This window comes from Aminobacter sp. NyZ550 (assembly GCF_025628925.2).
Lineage (GTDB): Bacteria > Pseudomonadota > Alphaproteobacteria > Rhizobiales > Rhizobiaceae > Aminobacter > Aminobacter ciceronei.
Genome location: NZ_CP114190.1, coordinates 1197826 through 1212625 on the forward strand (window position 1 = coordinate 1197826; position 14800 = coordinate 1212625).

Below are 14800 nucleotides of genomic sequence, written 5' to 3' on the forward strand. Positions count from 1 at the left end.
AAATCGACCTGATATGTCGGAGCCTGTATCTGGGGGCGCAATGAAGGTCATAGTCGTCGGCGGCGGCGTCATCGGGGTGACGACTGCCTACTATCTTGCCGAGGCCGGCCACGAGGTGGTCGTCTACGACCGCCAGAAGGGGCCGGCGCAAGAAGCCAGCTATGCCAATTCGGGCGAGATTGCCTCCGGCTGTGCCTCGCCTCTGGCAGCACCTGGCTTGCCGCTCAAGGCGCTGAAATGGCTCGCCATGAAGGATGACTCCTTTTCCTTCCGGCCGAAATTCGACCCCAAGATGTGGATGTGGCTGGCCCGGGTGCTGCGCAATTGCACGGCCGAGCGCTACCAGGCGAACAAGTCGTTGATGGTGCCGCTCGCCGAATACAGCCGCGACATGTTGCGGGTGCTGCGCGAAGGCACCGGCATCGCCTATGACGAGCTCAGTCATGGCACGCTGCAACTGTTTCGCACCCAGGAACAACTCGACGGCATCGCTGCGGATGTCGCCGTGCTCGACAGGCTCGAAGTGCCGTACGAAATTCTCGATGCGGCGGGATGCGTTGAAGTGGAGCCCGGTCTTGTTCGCTCGCGCCACAGCTTATCTGGCGGCCTGCGCCTGCCTGACGACGAGACCGGTGACTGCAGCTTGTTCACCGAGCGCCTGGTCGAGTTGTGCGCCGCGCGCGGTGTGGTGTTCAAGTTCGGGCAGAAGGTCTTTTCGATCGATGCCTGGGCCGGGAAAGTTCAGCGCGTCACGGTCAACGGCCATGAGGACGCCGACGCGTTCGTTCTGGCGGCGGGCAGCTATTCCGAACGCTTCATGCGTAAGCTGCACCAGCGCCTGCCGCTCTATCCGCTGAAGGGCTATTCGCTGACGGTGCCGATCGCCGATGTCGATGCAGCGCCTGCCTCGAGTGTTATCGATGTTGCCGGCACGGTCGCGGTCACACGGCTTGGCGACCGCATCCGCATCGGTGGCACCGTGGAGATGTCGGGCTTCGATCCGACCCTGCACGAGCAGCGTCGGGTGCCGCTCGAGCGTGCGCTAAGCGAGCTGTTTCCGGATGCCGGCGATCTGCGCGAAGGGCGCTTTTGGTGCGGCTTGCGTTCGATGACGCCTGACGGTCCGCCGGTTCTGGGACGGACCAAGCTGCCGAACCTCTACATCAACGCCGGCCACGGCATGCTAGGCTGGACCATGGCCTGCGGTTCGGCGAAAATCCTTGCCGACATGATCTCCGGCCGCGAGCCGGAGGTCGATATCAGCGGCCTTGGCCCTGAGCGCTTTTGGGCCTGACGTCAGGCCACCTTCTTCAGCGAGCGCGGCGCCTCCGCCGATTGGTACATCGAGATGACGTGGCCGTCGGGATCGGTGAATTCGGATGACCATCCGCCCGGCGCGTGGCTCACCGGGGTGACGATGGTCACGCCATTGTCGGCCAGCGTCGACACGATGTCATCGATGCCGCCGTCGGCGATCTCGAAGACGATGATCGGTGAGTTGCCGGGCCGGGACTCCATCGCAAAGAAGATCAGGTCGACGCCATTGGCGGTATTGGCGAGCAGCCAGTCGCCGCCGGTGTCCGCGTCGCCTTCCATGCGCTGGAGCTCGAGACCCATGACATCGCGATAGAAGGCTTCGGTCTTGTCGATGTTCGAGACGTAGTAGCAGATGTTACCGAGTTTGCTTTTGCCGAACATATGGTCACTCCGTGATGTCGGTTGCACGCCTGTTGAGTTGCCGTGCCGCCGGGTTTTGTGAGGTGCCGACGACAAAAAGGTGCCCGTCGGGGTCGTGGCTGGCGAGCAGGGCGCCCGGTTGCTTGGCCAAAGCGAGCAGGGAACGCCTGATGCTGCCGAAGGCAAGAGTGCCGGTCAGGCCCGGAATTTCCCCAAAGGAGCCACCGCCATAGGCCAACCAGCGCCGCCGGATTTCTGCGATGCGCTGCCGCAAGGCCGGATCGGCGAGGTGCTGCAGCCAGGCGATTTCCTGCCGCGTATGGCCTGTCAGCGCCAGCAGCGTCGTCGTGCGCAAGCTAGGGGGCAAGGTCGCGACGAACCTGACCGGCAAGGCTTCTTGGGGCTTTGGCTCGCAGCTGATGGCTGCGAAAGGTTGTTCTCGTTTTCTGCGCCGAACTGCCGAACGCGCGTCGAAGGCGGCGCGGCGTCGCAATGCGCCTTCAAGCCAGCGCCGGTTCTCGACATTCGACAGGTCGGTGCGCCCCGCCTCGACCGCCGCGACAAGAACCGTCTGCAACAGATCTTCGGCCTCATCGGCGCGCCTCGTGGCGCGCCGGGCCTTGCGCAGCAATTCTGCGTAGGGACGGGGCAGCAAATCGGTTTCCTCGGTTGGAGTACCGACGTTAGCGGATGTGTGAGCTTGTCGGAAGGCTGTTCAGATGAACAGCGCCCGCTCGCGTTCCACAGCTTTGGTGATGAAGCCCGCCACCGTCTGGATGCGGCGCAAAGGCCGGACGGACTCGTGATAGACAAGCCAGTAGGCGCGGCGGATTGGCGGGATCGCCGTTACCGGCACGATGTCGGCAATCCTGCGGGCAATGAAGGTGTGCAGTATGCCGATGCCAGCGCCTGAGCGCACCGCCTCGACCTGCCCGAGCGCGGACGAAATCGAGAAGGCGGACTCCCATGACGGGCTGAACTCGGCGGCGTAGTCGAGCGATGAGCTGACCACGAGGTCGGGTACGTAGCCGATCAGGCGGTGGGCCGAAAGCTCGGGGCGCGAGGTGGGGAGGCCGTATTGTTCGACATAGGCGCGGGAAGCAAACAGGCCGAGCGAATAGTCGACAAGCTTTGCCGCCACCAGTCGGCCTTCGCTCGGCCGCTCGGTGGTGATGGCGATATCTGCCTCGCGCCGCGACAGTGAAAATGTCCTTGGGACCGGAACGAGCTGGATGCGCAGGTCGGCGTGCTGGGCGGTCAGCGTGCCCAGGCGTTGCGCAAGGAAGGCAACGCCGAATCCGTCAGGCGCGCCGATGCGCACAGTGCCCGACACTTCGTCGCCTTCGCCCGAAATTTCGGCGCGGGCAGTCAGCATGTCGGCTTCCATGCGCTCGGCGACTTCGAGGAAGCGCTCGCCGGCGGGCGTCAGTTCGCTGCCGGTGGTCAGCCGGCGGAAGAGTTTTGTCTTCAGCGCCTCTTCGAGGGCTGCCACGCGCCGAGATACGGTTGCGTGGTTGAGCTCGAGCCGCCGTGCCGCACCGAGGATCTGGCCGGTGCGCGCGACGGCGAGGAAGATGCGGACGTCATCCCAGTTCATCGGTGGTTCCGACCTCAGGCGAAGGGCTACGATCCGTGCACCCTACTATGCATGAAATCGCATTCAAGCTCTCGTCGGACTTTATTTTCTGCACAACGGTTGCGTTCACCCTCGCGTTGCAAAGGCGCGCGTTAAGCGGGACAATGAGCCATCAACAAAGAATTGGGAGAGAAGCAATGGTCGATTACGGTCATTTCATCGGCGGCAAGCATGTCGCCGGCACCAGCGGGCGCAAGCAGGACGTGCTGCAGCCGATGGACGGTTCGGTACGCGCCACGGTGGCACTTGCCTCGGCGCAGGAACTGCGCGCCGCCGTCGAGAATGCCAAGGCAGCACAGCCTGCCTGGGCGGCCACCAATCCGCAGCGCCGCGTCCGCGTGCTGATGAAGTTCCTGGAGCTGGTGCACAAGGAGTACGACTCGCTGGCCGAGCTTCTGGCGCGCGAGCATGGCAAGACCATTGCCGACGCCAAGGGTGACATCCAGCGCGGCCTTGAAGTTGTCGAAGTGTGCATTGGCGCTCCACACATGATGAAGGGCGAGTTCACCGACGGCGCCGGCCCCGGCATCGACGTCTACTCGATGCGCCAGGCGCTCGGCGTCGTCGCCGGCATCACTCCGTTCAACTTCCCGGCGATGATCCCGCTGTGGAAGATCGCGCCGGCGATTGCTTGCGGCAACGCCTTCATCCTGAAGCCGTCAGAGCGCGACCCGGGCGTGCCGTTGCGCATCGCCGAACTGTTCCTCGAAGCCGGCCTTCCGGCAGGCATCCTCAACGTCGTCAACGGCGACAAGACGGTTGTCGACGCGATCCTCGACGATCCCGACATCAAGGCCGTCGGCTTCGTCGGCTCGACGCCGATCGCCCAGTACATCTACAGCCGGGGCTGCGCCAACGGCAAGCGCGTGCAGTGCTTCGGCGGCGCCAAGAATCACATGATCATCATGCCCGACGCCGACATGGACCAGACCGTCGACGCGCTGATCGGCGCCGGCTACGGCTCGGCCGGCGAGCGCTGCATGGCGATCTCGGTGGCCGTTCCCGTCGGCCACGACACCGCCGAACGGCTGATGGAAAAGCTGGTCCCGCGCGTCGAGAGCCTGAAGGTCGGCCCGTCGACCGACTCGTCCGCCGACTTCGGCCCGGTCGTCACCCGTGAGGCGCTGGAGCGCATCAAGGGTTACGTCGACATCGGCGTCATGGAAGGCGCCAAGCTCGTCGTCGACGGCCGCGGCTTCAAGATGCAGGGCTACGAGAACGGCTTCTATATGGGCGGCTGTCTGTTCGACCATGTGACCGCCGATATGCGCATCTATAAGGAAGAGATCTTCGGCCCGGTTCTCTCGGTGGTGCGCGCGCCAACCTACGAGAACGCCATCAAGCTGGCCAACGACCACGAGATGGGCAACGGCGTGGCGATCTTCACCCGCGACGGCGACGCCGCCCGCGATTTCGCTTCGCGTGTCCAGGTCGGCATGGTCGGTATCAACGTGCCGATCCCGGTTCCGATCGCCTACTACACCTTCGGCGGCTGGAAGGCTTCGTCCTTCGGTGACCTCAACCAGCACGGTCCGGATGCGTTCCGCTTCTACACCAAGACCAAGACGGTGACCTCGCGCTGGCCGTCGGGCGTCAAGGACGGTGCGGAATTCGTCATTCCGACGATGAACTAAGCCCGACGGCGTGGAGTTCATCATCCCGACGATGAACTGACCGTTTCTAGCGGGAAAATGAACGGGCGCCCGTTGGGCGCCCGTTTTACGTTTCGTCCTCTTCTTCCGGTCCCGGCTGGTACTCCAGCAGGTCGCCCGGCTGGCACTCGAGCTCGGCGCAGATGCGGGCGAGCGTCGAAAACCTGACACCGCGCACCTTGCCGGACTTCAGCAGCGACAGGTTCTGCTCAGTGATGCCGATCTTGGCGGCGAGTTCCTTGGAACGCATCTTGCGGCGCGCCAGCATGACGTCGAGATTGACGATGACCGGCATGTCAGACGAACCGCTTGTTGTCGTCGTCGACCTCGGCGGCCACCGCAAGGAGGTGGCCAAAGACGATCAGTATGCCCGACAGGATCAGGGCCAGCAGTTCGTGCGTGCCGAAGCTGATCGCCAGGAACCGCTGGCCGGCCGGCATGTCGAGGCTGACGATGAGCGAGACCAGCGGCGGGGCCAACGCCATGGCGATCGCGTTGGTCAGAAAAGCCACGCCTGACAGGCGCATCAGGCGCGCGCTTTCAGCGCCGACGATGTCATGCAGGCCGATCTCGCGGAACGCCGCCCGCAGCGTCTGCAGCGCCCATCCGAGCAATCCGGCCTGTGCGAGAAATGCCGCTGCCAGCAACAGCATCGTCGAGGTCGAGAGCTGCGTCGGCGTCGGAAGTGCCAGCCTTTCGATCACGAACGTGCCGATCCAGGTCGGGTCGGACCAGGCCAGTACCTGCCCGTAGAGGACGAACAGGCCGAGAATGGCCATCAGCACGAGGATGAGCTTTTCCATGCGCCGGCTCAGCAAACGGGCGCGCTCGCGGGCAGTCTCCATTTCGGCCTCTCAAATTCTGTTTGCAAAAATTATCGTAAAACAATAAGTCAGTGCTGTCAAACAACCATATGGAGGCATTATGTCGGTGCGTGGACGTTCGATTGCAGGGCTGGCCTCGCTGTTGACGCTGTCTGCCTGCGCTTCGCTCAATCCGATGGCGCTGACCAGGCTCGCAGCCCTTGATCCTCTAGAGATCGCGCCGGAGCAGATGAGCGTCGCAGCCGTCATGCCTGTTCCGCTCAAGCTGCGCACCGGCGATGTCGTGCTGCATTTCGCGATGGAGGCGCCGGCACCTTATGGACCGGTCAACGAGGCCTTGCCGCTCGAAATCGTATCAGGCGACAATGCGCCGGGCGTGTCGGCCAGCCCTTCCTTCGAAAGGATCCAGGTCGCTCGCGTCGCGCAGGCGGACCTGGCCCGGCTCGCCGCCGCGCAGGCCAAGGCGCGCGCTTTCAAGGCGACCGGCCGGAAGGACGGCAAGGGCAGCATATCCGTGACGATCAAGGGTGGATGCCGCGACGGTGCCATCAACCCCGGCGCGCTCGCGGCAGAGATTTTCATGCGCAGCCAGGCGGACGAACAGTACTTCCTGGTGTCGTCGGTAAACCTGAGAAAACTGCTGACGGACGACGCCATCGCAAAGCTGCCATTGTGTGATCCCCGACAGGGCTGACGTGCCGCCGCTTGTTGCGGCGGTGTGCAGCAATATGCCCCGGGTGCGAGGGCCTGGACGGAATGACGGAAGGCCCAATGCTTCCGGGGCTTCCACTGGCCCTTCGTGTTAAGATGGGTCGTTACCTTCCCGCACAGATGCGGCGGCAAGGAGGTGTCGAATGGCGCTCGTGCCCGCATTCCACACAAGCGGGCTGGCGGCCGTCGGCTTGGCGCTGATGCTGCCGGCCACCCCGGCAGTTGCAGAGCTGTTCTGCAGCGACCATGACGCGATCGTGGCCGGCCTGACGGACAGTTTTCACGAGCGGCGCCTTGGTTACGGCGTCGCCAGCGACGCGGCCATCGTCGAAATCTACATCTCCGCCGATGGCACCTGGACCGTGCTGTTGTCGGATGTCAGAGGCCGCAGCTGTGTGCTCGCCGCCGGCGACGGCTGGGAGAGCGCCGTTGACGAGGTCAGGGAAGCCGAACCGAGACATTGATCGATCATGCGGCCTTACCGCGTCGCTGCCGCCTCGGCGTGGGCGCGCAGCATCGCCATCAGCCGCTCGGCTTCCTGGGCGGCGCCCTCCTCGTCATGCTCGAGGATGGACCGGATCAGGGCGACGTGGTGCTCGGCAGAGGCTGCGAGGCCGGTGTCGCGCTGGTAGCGGAACCAGAAACGCCGGCTGTGGGTCTGCAGGGGTGCTGCGAGGCGGGCGGCAAAGTCGTTGTCGGCGGCAAGGGCGAGCGCCTCGTCGAGCGCCTTGTCGGCCGCAAGGAAGCCGAGCACGTCGGCCGCGATCACTGCTTTCTGCATCGCAAGGGCTGCGGCATGGAACTGGTTGGCGGCATCGCGGGTGACGAAGCGCGCCGCCGAGCGAGCAAGCACGACCTCGATGCCGCGGCGCGCGTCGAGCACGCGCAGCCAATCGCCGGGGTGCAGCGGCGCAATCGCCAGGCCTGCGCGCGGCCTGATCTCGACCAGTCCTTCCCAGGCCAGGCGCTGGATCGCCTCGCGCACCGGCGTGCGGCCAAGGCCAAGCCTGTCGATCAGAGAACCTTCGGTGGCAATGGTCCCAGGGGCGAGTTCGAGGGTGACGATGAGCCGTTCGAGCTCGTGGTAGGCCCGTGTCGCAGCCGGTTCCAGTTTCTCAGCTTGCATGACCGAATCTCTTGAAAGCGCAATGATATATTTTTGATATATCAGATGCGATTGGCGATTGACAATGTTGGTCGCCTCGTCATATATCACTGATATATCAGATGGAGAGAGCGCCATGTGGGCCGGAGTCATCCCAGCAGTCACCACCAAATTCACGGCGGACGATCGCCTCGATCATGCCGAAATGGAGCGCTGCTTCGCGCTGCAGATGGAGGCCGGATGTGACGGCCTGATCGTCGCCGGCTCGCTCGGCGAGGGCCCGATGCTCTCGCATGACGAAAAGATCGAGGTGCTGAAGACCGCCCAGAAGGTCGCCGCCGGCAAGCCGGTGCTGCTGACGGTCAACGAGGCCGGCACCCGCGAGGCGGCGGCCATCGCCAAGCGCGCCTCTAGGGAAGGCGCGTCCGGCCTGATGGTGGTGCCGAGCCCGATCTACCACACCAACCCGGAAGAGACGGTGGCGGCCCTTCGCGCCGTGGCCGAAGCCGGCGACCTGCCGGTCATGATCTACTCCAACCGCCTCGCCTACCGCGTCGACGTCACCGTCGACCAGATGGAGGAACTGGCGTCCGACACGCGCTTCGTCGCGGTAAAGGAATCGTCCGACGACATCCGCCGCTCGACCGAGATCATCAACCGCCTGGGCAACCGCTACGACCTGTTCACCGGCGTCGACAACCTCGCCTTCGAGGCTCTTTCGGTCGGCGCAATCGGTTGGGTTGCAGGCCTCGTCGTCGCCTTCCCGCGCGAGACTGTCGCCATCTACCAGCTGATGAAGCAGGGCCGGCGCGAAGAGGCGCTCGCCATCTACCGCTGGTTCCGCCCGCTGCTCGACCTCGACGTCTCGACCTATCTGGTCCAGAACATCAAGCTTGCCGAGGTGCTGGCGATCGGCTCCCACGATCGTGTGCGCATGCCGCGCAAGCCATTGTCGGGCGAGCGCCGCAACGCGGTCGAGAAGATCATCAAGGACGCCCTGGAAGTCCGCCCCAAGCTGCCTTCGTTCTGATCTGGTAAGGGCAGGGCTCGGAGGGGAGCAAGGCATGAGTGCAGCGGTCGACGAGATCGACATTGCCATCATCGGCGCCGGCATCGTCGGCATCGTGGCGGCTGCCTATCTCGCCGAGGCCGGGCGCAAGGTGACGGTCTTTGACCGCACCGGCGTCTGCGAGGAAACCAGCTCCGGCAATGCCGGGGCGTTTGCGTTCTCCGATGTCCTGCCGCTTGCGCACAAGGGCATGATGCGCAACGTACCGAAATGGCTGGCCGACCCGCTTGGCCCGCTGACCATTCCACCTGCCTACCTGCCCAAGCTTGCGCCATGGCTCTTCCGCTTCTGGCGTGCCGGGGCGCCCGCCAACTATGAGGCGAGCCTTGCCGCGCAGGCCGGGCTGATGAAGCTCGCCGAGCAGGAGTGGGCGTCGCTGATGGCGCGCTCGGGTACCGGCTCGATGCTGCGCGAGGACGGTTCGCTTGAACTCTACGAGCGTGAGGCGGAGTTCAAGGCGGCATTGCCGAGCTGGGCGGCGCGTGACCGCTTCGGCATCGCCTACCGGCATCTCGAAAAGCACGAACTCGCAAACTATCAGCCCGGGCTGGCCGACCGCTTCACGCGTGGCACCTTCGTGCCCGGCTGGAAGACGGTGTCCGACCCGAAGGATCTCGGCAAGGCGATCTGGCGTCATGCCGAGGTCAGCGGCGCTTCCTTCGTCAAGGGCGATGTCGGGCTTGTCCGGCCGGCTGGTGACCGCATCCTGATCCAGCTCAAGCAAGGCCGCACGCTGTTCGCCCGCCAGGTGCTGATCGCTGCCGGAGCCTGGTCGCATCTGCTCGCCCGTCAGCTCGGCGACGTCATCCCGCTCGAAACCGAGCGCGGCTACAACACGACGCTCCCCACCAGTGCTTTCGACGTCAAGCGACAGCTGATCTTCTCCGGCCATGGCTTCGTCATCACGCCGCTTGCCACCGGCCTGCGCGTCGGCGGCGCGGTCGAGCTGGGCGGCATCTCGCGGGCGCCGAACTATGCGCGGTCGAAGGCGATGCTGGAGAAGGCGCGCAAGTTCCTACCGGGTCTCGATACTTCGGGCGGGCGCGAATGGATGGGCTTCCGCCCGTCGCTGCCCGATTCGCTGCCGGTCATTGGCGGCTCGCGCAGCCAAGCCGGCGTCCACTACGCTTTCGGCCATGGTCACCTTGGCCTCACCCAGGCGGCGGCCACCGGCCGGCTGGTGCGCGAGCGCATGCTGGGTCAAAAGTCGGCGATCGATCTCACCCCCTTTTCCGCCCAACGTTTCTGACGCAAGGTATCATCATGGCGCGCCACTCCTTTTTCTGTATCGACGGCCACACCTGCGGCAATCCGGTGCGGCTGGTGGCGGGCGGTGGCCCCCGCCTCGAAGGCGCGACGATGATGGAACGTCGGGCGCATTTCCTTGCCGAATACGACTGGATCCGCACCGGGCTGATGTTCGAGCCGCGCGGCCATGACGTGATGTCGGGCTCGATCCTCTATCCGCCGACGCGCGAGGATTGCGATGTCGCCATCCTGTTCATCGAGACGTCGGGCTGCCTGCCGATGTGCGGCCACGGCACGATCGGCACGGTGACGATGGCGATCGAGCACGGGCTGATCAAGCCGAAGACGCCGGGCACGCTGCGCCTCGACACGCCGGCCGGCCTCGTGATTGCCGAGTACAGGCAGGTCGGCGATTATGTCGAGGAAGTGCGCATCACCAACGTGCCGTCCTTCCTTTATGCCGAAGGGCTTTCGGTCGAATGCCCTGTACTCGGCGAGATCAGGGTCGACGTCGCTTATGGCGGAAATTTCTACGCCATCGTCGAGCCGCAGGAAAACTACCGCGACATGGCCGACTACACCGCCGGCGATTTCATCGCCTGGAGCCCTGTCGTGCGGCAGCGGCTGAACGAAAAATACCAGTTTGTGCATCCTGAAAATCCCGGCATCGACCGGCTGTCGCACATGCTGTGGACGGGTGCGCCGAAGCATGCCGAAGCGCATGCCCGCAACGCGGTCTTCTATGGCGACAAGGCGATCGACCGCTCGCCTTGCGGCACCGGCACCTCGGCGCGCATGGCGCAGCTTCACGGCAAGGACAAGCTCAGGGCGGGTGACGATTTCGTGCACGAATCGATCATCGGTTCGCTGTTCAAGGGGCGGGTCGAGCGCGAGGTCGAAGTGGCCGGCAAGAAGGCGATCATTCCCTCGATCGGGGGGTGGGCGCGGATGACCGGATTGAACACCATCTTCATCGACGATCGCGATCCGTTCGCGCATGGGTTCATAGTCAAATAGTCGTATGGCAGGGAGCTGGAGCAGCCAATATGTCTAGACATTCATAGGAAAGAGACCATCGGCAAGACGCAAGAACCTGTTGCTGTTACGTATCTTGGCGCTACATTCTTCGATCATGGCGCGCAAAATCACCGGAAACGGCAAAGACATTGCGTTGAGCCAATGATAGGTTTCGCGATAGTCCAGGGCCTGGACAACAAAAAACAGAGGCGGCGGAAAACGCTGTCCGGCAAGCCGCAACGGGTTGAAGAATCACGTTGCAATCCAGGCTCGAAACTTTAGGACTAGGGGAAATATCAAAAGGAATGCGTGCATCGCGCGACATTCCAGGGGAGCCGCATCCATATGCAATATTTCGTCCAGCAGCTGGTCAATGGGCTGACGCTGGGGTCCATCTATGGCCTGATCGCGATCGGCTATACGATGGTCTACGGCATCATCGGCATGATCAATTTCGCCCATGGCGACATCTTCATGCTCGGGGCGTTTACAGCCCTGATCGTGTTCCTGATCCTGGGCGCCATGTTCTATTCGGTGCCGGTCGTCATCGCCCTGCTGATCATGATGGTCGTGGCGATGCTCCTGACCAGCCTCTACAACTGGACGATCGAAAAGGTGGCCTACCGGCCGCTGCGCGGATCGTTCCGCCTGGCGCCGCTGATCACCGCCATCGGCATGTCGATCGCGCTGTCCAATTTCGTTCAGGTCACCCAGGGTCCGCGCAACAAGCCGATCCCGCCAATGGTCAGCCAGGTCTACGATGTCGGCGGCATCTCGATTTCGCTGAAGCAGATCATCATCGTCGTGGTCACCGCCCTGCTGCTCGCTTTGTTCTGGTACCTCGTCAACAAGACCTCGCTCGGCCGCGCCCAGCGTGCCTGCGAGCAGGACCGCAAGATGGCAGCTTTGCTCGGCATCGACGTCGACCGCACCATCTCCATCACCTTCATCATGGGTGCAGCCCTTGCCGCCGTCGCCGGTACCCTGTTCCTCATGTATTACGGTGTCGTTGCCTTCTCCGACGGTTTCGTGCCCGGGGTCAAAGCCTTCACGGCGGCGGTGCTTGGCGGCATCGGCTCGTTGCCGGGAGCTGTCATTGGCGGCCTGATGATCGGCTTCATCGAAAGCATGTGGTCGGCCTACTTCTCGATCGACTACAAGGACGTTGCAGCGTTCTCGATCCTCGCCATCGTGCTCATCTTCCTGCCCTCCGGCATCCTTGGCCGGCCCGAAGTCGAGAAGGTCTGACAACATGGCCAATATCGCCCAAGCTTCACGCGAAGAGACCGCCAGCCCATTGCAGCACGGCCTTCGCGAGGCCTTCTATGCGGGTATCATCGCGTTTGGCCTTTTCTTCCTCTTCATCGGCCTCAAGACCGACCAGAACATCAGCAACGAACTGGTCCTCGTTCCGCGCTGGGGCCTGCTTACCATCGTCGTCGGTCTGGTCATGCTCGGCCGCTTCCTCTACGTCGCCTATGCGCAGCCATTCATGGCGCGACAGAAGATCGTCGATGTCGCCAGCGGGCTGCTGCCAGACAGCGTGGCGACGCGGTTCTTCCGCTTGCCCTACTTCATTGGGGCGCTGGTCGTCGCGGCGGTGCTTCTGTTGTTCGCCAGCTCGCTTGACGGGATTTTCGGTTCCGGCCTGGCTGGTTACCTGCGCTTCTTCCGCGCGCTGGCGATCATCTATGCGCTGGCCTCGGTGCTGTTCTACTTCCGCGCCTTCATCCATAACCACTTTTCGGCCCTCGGCGTCGGCGTCCTGATCGCCTATCCAATCGTTGTCGTCCTGATCCTGGCGCTCTTGACGGGTTCGATGGCTGGCGGCTTCCAGGGTTCGCTCAAGTGGGTCGACAATTTCGGCATCCAGATCCTGATCTACGTCATGCTGGCCTGGGGCCTGAACATCGTCGTCGGTCTCGCCGGGCTGCTCGATCTCGGCTACGTCGCTTTCTACGCCGTCGGCGCCTATGCCTACGCGCTTTTGGCAACGCAGCTCGGCTGGTCGTTCTGGATCCTGCTGCCGGTGGCCGGCATCATGGCCGCCTTCTGGGGCGTCATCCTCGGCTTCCCGGTTCTGCGGCTTCGAGGCGACTATCTGGCGATCGTCACGCTCGCCTTTGGTGAGATCATCCGCCTCGTGCTGATCAACTGGCGCGAAGTCACCAACGGTGCTGCCGGCATCTCCGGCATCCCGAAGGTCAGCTTCTTCGGGCTGATGTCGTTCAACGTCTCCGATCCCAACTACATCGCCAAGGTGCTCGGCATCGCCCAGTCCGGCGCCTACTACAAGATCTTCCTCTACTACCTCATCCTTGGCCTGGCGCTGCTGACTGCCTTCGTCACCATACGCCTGCGCCGCATGCCGGTCGGCCGCGCCTGGGAAGCGCTGCGCGAGGACGAGATCGCCTGCCGTTCGCTCGGCATCAACACCACCACCACCAAGCTCACCGCCTTTGCGACAGGCGCCATGTTCGGCGGTTTCGCCGGCTCGTTCTTCGCCGCGCGCCAGGGCTTCGTGTCGCCTGAATCCTTCGTCTTCCTGGAATCGGCGATCATCCTGGCTATCGTGGTGCTCGGCGGCATGGGGTCGCTGGTCGGCATCGCGGTCGCGGCCGCGGTGATGATCGGCGGCACCGAGATCCTGCGCGAGATGGAGTTCCTCAAGCACGTTTTCGGGCCGGACTTCACGCCTGAGCTTTACCGCATGCTGCTGTTTGGCATGGCGATGGTCATCGTGATGCTGTGGAAGCCGCGAGGTTTCGTCGGCAGCCGCGAACCCACGGCCTTCCTGCATGAACGAAAAGCTGTCTCCAGTTCCTTCACCAAGGAAGGACACGGCTGATGAACGCGAGCGCATCCATGAGCAAGCCGATCCTGCAGGTCGAGCATCTGTCGATGAAATTCGGTGGCCTTGTCGCCATCGGCGACCTGTCCTTTGAGGCCAAGCGCGGGGAAATCACCGCGCTGATCGGCCCGAACGGTGCCGGCAAGACCACGGTCTTCAACTGCATTACGGGCTTCTACAAGCCGACCGAAGGCATGATCCGGTTCAACGGCCGCGAAGGCGGGGAATTCCTGCTCGAGCGCATGCCGGACTTCCAGATCACGGCCAAGGCCAAGGTCGCGCGTACCTTCCAGAACATCCGGCTGTTTTCGGGCATGACGCTGCTCGAGAATCTTCTGGTTGCCCAGCACAACAAGCTGATGAAGGCCTCCGGATTTACCGTCATGGGCCTGGTCGGCCTTGGCGGCTACCGCAGGGCGTCGGCTGAATCAGTCGAGCTTGCCAAGCATTGGCTCGAAAAGGCCGAACTGCTCGACCGTGCCGACGATCCGGCGGGCGACCTTCCCTATGGCGCACAACGCCGCCTCGAGATTGCGCGCGCCATGTGTACCGGACCAGAGCTGCTTTGCCTCGACGAACCGGCGGCCGGCCTCAACCCCAAAGAGTCGCTGGCACTCAATACGCTGCTCAACGACATCAAGGACAACACCGGCACGTCGATCCTGCTCATCGAGCACGACATGTCGGTGGTCATGCAGATTTCCGACCACGTCGTGGTGCTGGAATACGGCCGCAAGATTTCCGATGGCGACCCGATGTCGGTCAGGACAGATCCGAAGGTCATTGCCGCCTATCTCGGCGTCGACGACGAAGAGGTATCCAACGTTCTGGTCGAGGTCGGCGACGAGCAGGTCATCGAAGAGCTCGAAGGCATGCCGGATCCGGCCCATGGACCTGGTTCGTCTTCGTCGATGATGGCCGGACCGGTGAGCGACACCATTGGCCACAGCGATGGTCATGGCGAAGTCGTCTCGGTCTCCAAGGGCGCATCGAAAGCCAGTCAGGTTGAA

General features: G+C 63.5%; 15 protein-coding genes and 1 pseudogene. 10 read left to right on the forward strand and 6 right to left on the reverse strand.

The features are described 5' to 3' along the window. Window positions 1-40: 40 nt before the first annotated feature. On the forward strand, window positions 41-1294 hold the full coding sequence (locus N7E70_RS05925) for a D-amino acid dehydrogenase (RefSeq protein ID WP_263005782.1): 1254 nt from the start codon (window positions 41-43) through the stop codon (window positions 1292-1294). A 2-nt stretch (window positions 1295-1296) separates the two neighbouring features. Here N7E70_RS05925 and N7E70_RS05930 read toward each other — a convergent pair whose 3' ends face one another. From N7E70_RS05930 to N7E70_RS05940, 3 genes are all read right to left on the reverse strand, one after another. Continuing rightward, window positions 1297-1698 (reverse strand): VOC family protein, encoded by a 402-nt coding sequence (locus N7E70_RS05930; protein WP_263005783.1) that lies wholly within the window; start codon window positions 1696-1698, stop codon window positions 1297-1299. Between the two features lie 4 nt (window positions 1699-1702). Continuing rightward, window positions 1703-2308: a transcriptional regulator gene (locus tag N7E70_RS05935; protein ID WP_263005784.1), complete on the reverse strand. Its 606-nt coding sequence runs from the start codon at window positions 2306-2308 to the stop codon at window positions 1703-1705. Window positions 2309-2392: 84 nt separating this feature from the next. Then, window positions 2393-3274 carry a LysR family transcriptional regulator gene (locus tag N7E70_RS05940; protein WP_154386189.1) on the reverse strand — a complete coding sequence of 294 codons (882 nt, stop codon included), beginning with the start codon at window positions 3272-3274 and terminating at the stop codon, window positions 2393-2395. A 176-nt stretch (window positions 3275-3450) separates the two neighbouring features. Between N7E70_RS05940 and N7E70_RS05945 the strand changes: the two genes are divergently transcribed. Beyond that, entirely contained in the window at window positions 3451-4947 is a 1497-nt protein-coding gene (locus tag N7E70_RS05945) for a CoA-acylating methylmalonate-semialdehyde dehydrogenase (protein ID WP_263005785.1), read from the forward strand. An 85-nt stretch (window positions 4948-5032) separates the two neighbouring features. Here N7E70_RS05945 and N7E70_RS05950 read toward each other — a convergent pair whose 3' ends face one another. Both N7E70_RS05950 and N7E70_RS05955 read right to left on the reverse strand, forming a co-directional pair. After that, entirely contained in the window at window positions 5033-5260 is a 228-nt protein-coding gene (locus N7E70_RS05950) for a helix-turn-helix domain-containing protein (protein ID WP_192313696.1), read from the reverse strand. Between the two features lies 1 nt (window position 5261). Next, a complete protein-coding gene (locus N7E70_RS05955; protein WP_263005786.1) occupies window positions 5262-5810 on the reverse strand; it encodes a hypothetical protein in 549 nt (182 codons plus the stop codon). A gap of 79 nt (window positions 5811-5889) precedes the next feature. Between N7E70_RS05955 and N7E70_RS05960 the strand changes: the two genes are divergently transcribed. Together N7E70_RS05960 and N7E70_RS05965 are read left to right on the forward strand one after the other, a co-directional pair. Beyond that, a complete protein-coding gene (locus tag N7E70_RS05960) occupies window positions 5890-6483 on the forward strand; it encodes a hypothetical protein (RefSeq protein ID WP_263005787.1) in 594 nt (197 codons plus the stop codon). A gap of 160 nt (window positions 6484-6643) precedes the next feature. Further along, on the forward strand, window positions 6644-6964 hold the full coding sequence (locus N7E70_RS05965) for a hypothetical protein (RefSeq protein WP_263005788.1): 321 nt from the start codon (window positions 6644-6646) through the stop codon (window positions 6962-6964). A 14-nt stretch (window positions 6965-6978) separates the two neighbouring features. Here the strand turns inward: N7E70_RS05965 and N7E70_RS05970 are convergent, their stop codons facing one another. Further along, window positions 6979-7626: a GntR family transcriptional regulator gene (locus N7E70_RS05970; RefSeq protein WP_263005789.1), complete on the reverse strand. Its 648-nt coding sequence runs from the start codon at window positions 7624-7626 to the stop codon at window positions 6979-6981. A 115-nt stretch (window positions 7627-7741) separates the two neighbouring features. Here N7E70_RS05970 and N7E70_RS05975 point away from each other — a divergent pair, with 115 nt between their 5' ends. From N7E70_RS05975 to N7E70_RS30890, 6 genes and pseudogenes are all read left to right on the forward strand, one after another. Beyond that, window positions 7742-8635 (forward strand): dihydrodipicolinate synthase family protein, encoded by an 894-nt coding sequence (locus tag N7E70_RS05975; protein WP_067956627.1) that lies wholly within the window; start codon window positions 7742-7744, stop codon window positions 8633-8635. A 34-nt stretch (window positions 8636-8669) separates the two neighbouring features. After that, window positions 8670-9923 (forward strand): NAD(P)/FAD-dependent oxidoreductase, encoded by a 1254-nt coding sequence (locus N7E70_RS05980; protein WP_154386184.1) that lies wholly within the window; start codon window positions 8670-8672, stop codon window positions 9921-9923. A gap of 14 nt (window positions 9924-9937) precedes the next feature. After that, entirely contained in the window at window positions 9938-10939 is a 1002-nt protein-coding gene (locus tag N7E70_RS05985; RefSeq protein WP_067956631.1) for a 4-hydroxyproline epimerase, read from the forward strand. Between the two features lie 345 nt (window positions 10940-11284). Beyond that, complete coding sequence (locus N7E70_RS05990) at window positions 11285-12187, forward strand: branched-chain amino acid ABC transporter permease (RefSeq protein WP_154386183.1); 903 nt, start codon at window positions 11285-11287, stop codon at window positions 12185-12187. Window positions 12188-12191: 4 nt separating this feature from the next. After that, window positions 12192-13787 carry a high-affinity branched-chain amino acid ABC transporter permease LivM gene (gene livM / locus N7E70_RS05995; protein ID WP_263005790.1) on the forward strand — a complete coding sequence of 532 codons (1596 nt, stop codon included), beginning with the start codon at window positions 12192-12194 and terminating at the stop codon, window positions 13785-13787. Continuing rightward, window positions 13787-14653: pseudogene (locus N7E70_RS30890) on the forward strand (ABC transporter ATP-binding protein); the annotation flags it as partial. The gene livM and the pseudogene N7E70_RS30890, both read left to right, overlap by 1 nt. Window positions 14654-14800 lie beyond the last annotated feature (147 nt).